At 69.2% G+C, this 2,078-nt stretch carries 2 protein-coding genes and 2 tRNA genes; all 4 read right to left on the bottom strand.

The window, feature by feature from the left end:
* Nucleotides 1-160: 160 nt before the first annotated feature.
* Nucleotides 161-252, bottom strand: a tRNA-Ser gene (locus AB1578_10090).
* A 33-nt stretch (nt 253-285) separates the two neighbouring features.
* Nucleotides 286-375, bottom strand: a tRNA-Ser gene (locus AB1578_10085).
* A 44-nt stretch (nt 376-419) separates the two neighbouring features.
* Nucleotides 420-1,331: a TIGR01777 family oxidoreductase gene (locus tag AB1578_10080; GenBank protein MEW6488246.1), complete on the bottom strand. Its 912-nt coding sequence runs from the start codon at nt 1,329-1,331 to the stop codon at nt 420-422.
* Between the two features lie 239 nt (nt 1,332-1,570).
* Nucleotides 1,571-2,078: ADP-ribosylglycohydrolase family protein (locus AB1578_10075; GenBank protein MEW6488245.1), on the bottom strand; the 508-nt coding region annotated here is incomplete at its 5' end.

The following is a 2,078-nucleotide window of genomic DNA, read 5'->3' as shown; positions in this document are numbered from 1 at the left end:
TGGGAGGGCGGCATCTCCTGTTGCCCGGCGGGCGCCTGGGCCTGCGGGGCTGCGGGCTTGGGCTCTTCCTTCTTGGAACACGCACCCAGGGCCAGGGTGGCCGCCAAGCCGAGTGCGAGCAGCCAGTGCATCTTCATGGGAGTCTCCTTAGGGGGTAAAGTGGCGGAGAGGGGGGGATTTGAACCCCCGGTACCCTTTTGGGGTACACACGATTTCCAGTCGTGCACCTTCGGCCAGCTCGGTCACCTCTCCGGGCCGATCATCGGGGAATTGTCGGAAAGAAACTGGCGGAGAGGGGGGGATTCGAACCCCCGGTAGAGTTTCCCCTACACTGGTTTAGCAAACCAGCGCCTTCAGCCTCTCGGCCACCTCTCCGGCGCTCAGAAGTGGCGCATTCTACAGAGGCCCCGTCCTGGGGGTCAAGGGGTTTGATCGCCGAGGATCTGGCGCAGCGCCGGTTCCAACTCCGGGAAGAGAAAGCGAAATCCCGCCTCCTGGAGGCGCCTCGGGACCATGCGCTGGCTGAAGAGCACGGCGTCGGCGAACTCCCCGAGGACGAACCGCACGGCAAACGCGGGGGCGGGGGTGAGCGCCGGCCGCCCGAGAACCCGGCCCAGGGTGCGGGCGAGGTCGAGCTGGCGCACCGGGTTGGGCGCACACAGGTTGAAGACGCCGTCGAGCTTCGGCCGCTCCAGGAGGAAGAGGATCGCGCGGACCAGATCCTCCCGGTGGATCCACGAGAACCACTGGCGGCCGGACCCCACCGGCCCGCCCAAGAATTTCCGGGTCATGGACGCGAGCTGCTCCAGGGCGCCGCCGCCGGGCCCCAGGACGACGGCGAAGCGCTGGAGGACCACCCGGGCCCCCGCTTCTTTCCCCCGCAGAGCTTCCGCCTCCCAATCCTGGGCCACGCGGGCCAGGAAGTCGCTCCCCAGGGGAGCCGCCTCGTCGAGCTCCCGGTCCCCGGCATCGCCGTAGACCCCGACGGCCGAGGTACTCAGCAGGGAAAACGGCTTCCCGCGGGGGAGCGCCGCCACCAGGTTGCGGGTTGTCCGCACCCGGCTCTCGCGGATGAGCGACTTCTTCGCGGCGTCCCACCGGCCGTATATCGGCGCCCCGGCGAGGTTCACCGCGGCGTCGCACTCCCCCAGCGCGTCCCACCAGGGACCCGCTCCCGAGGGTTCGCCCTCCACCACCTGGACGCCGCCGGACAAGCCGGCGGTTGGCTCACCGGGGCGCGCCAGGAGCACTACCTCGTGCCCCTGCTCTCGCAAGAACGGCACCAGCCGCGCCCCCACGAACCCCGTCCCACCCGTGAGGAAGATCTTCATCTCCGGCTCCTCCAGATCAAACGTGCACTCGGTCACACCGGCAACTGGTCGAATTGGCTTCCACGGGGGGTGATGCGGCACGTTCGTCCTTCAGAGGAAGGGGGCGCCGAGCGCCAAGCTGCCCCCGTGCCTCAACTCCTCGGCGCGGAACTGGCTTACACGGCAACCGCCGAGGCGAAGGCGAAAGCTGGGTCTCCCGGGTGTGCCCGACGAGCCCGGCTTGCCAAGGCCCCCGGCCTTCAGAACCCGGGATATTTCCTCCAGAGCCTTTGGCTCTCTTCATCATCCGTCGCGTCTTCCCCGATCTTCCAGTCCCGAAAGGCGTAGAGGTCGTCCGCCAGCTCCGTGATCACCTCGCGAACCTCCAACGGCTCGAGCCACTCGGAGGGGATCGCCTCGACGCCGTGGAGGGTGCCCAGCAGGTTCCCGGCGATGGACCCCGTCGAGTCGGAATCCCCGTCGTGGTTCACGGCCAGGAGGACCCCCTCCCGGAAGTCCCGGGCCACCAGGGAGCAGTAGACCGCAATGGCCAAGGCCTCCTCGGCCACCCAGCCCTGTCCGAGCGCGGCGATCGCTTCGTCGTGGCCGCCGCCGGAAACGGCCAGTTCCTCTGCCCGCTCGAGTGCCCGCAGCGTCTCCCCGTGGCCGGCCCTCGCGCGCAGACAGGCCTTGGCCGCCACCAAGGCCTCCGGCAGGTCGGCCCCGTCGGTCAGTTCCAGGATCAGCACGGCCAAGACCCCGCCGGTC

It is taken from the genome of Thermodesulfobacteriota bacterium, assembly GCA_040756475.1.
Lineage (GTDB): Bacteria > Desulfobacterota > Deferrisomatia > Deferrisomatales > JACRMM01 > JBFLZB01.
Note: the sequence above shows the minus strand (reverse complement) of the source record. Positions and strands in the feature narration are given on the sequence as shown.

Bases quoted from the DNA above. Each gene is read 5' to 3' on its own strand.
- AB1578_10080 (MEW6488246.1), bottom strand. From the start codon at position 1,331: ATGAAGATCTTCCTCACGGGTGGGACGGGGTTCGTGGGGGCGCGGCTG.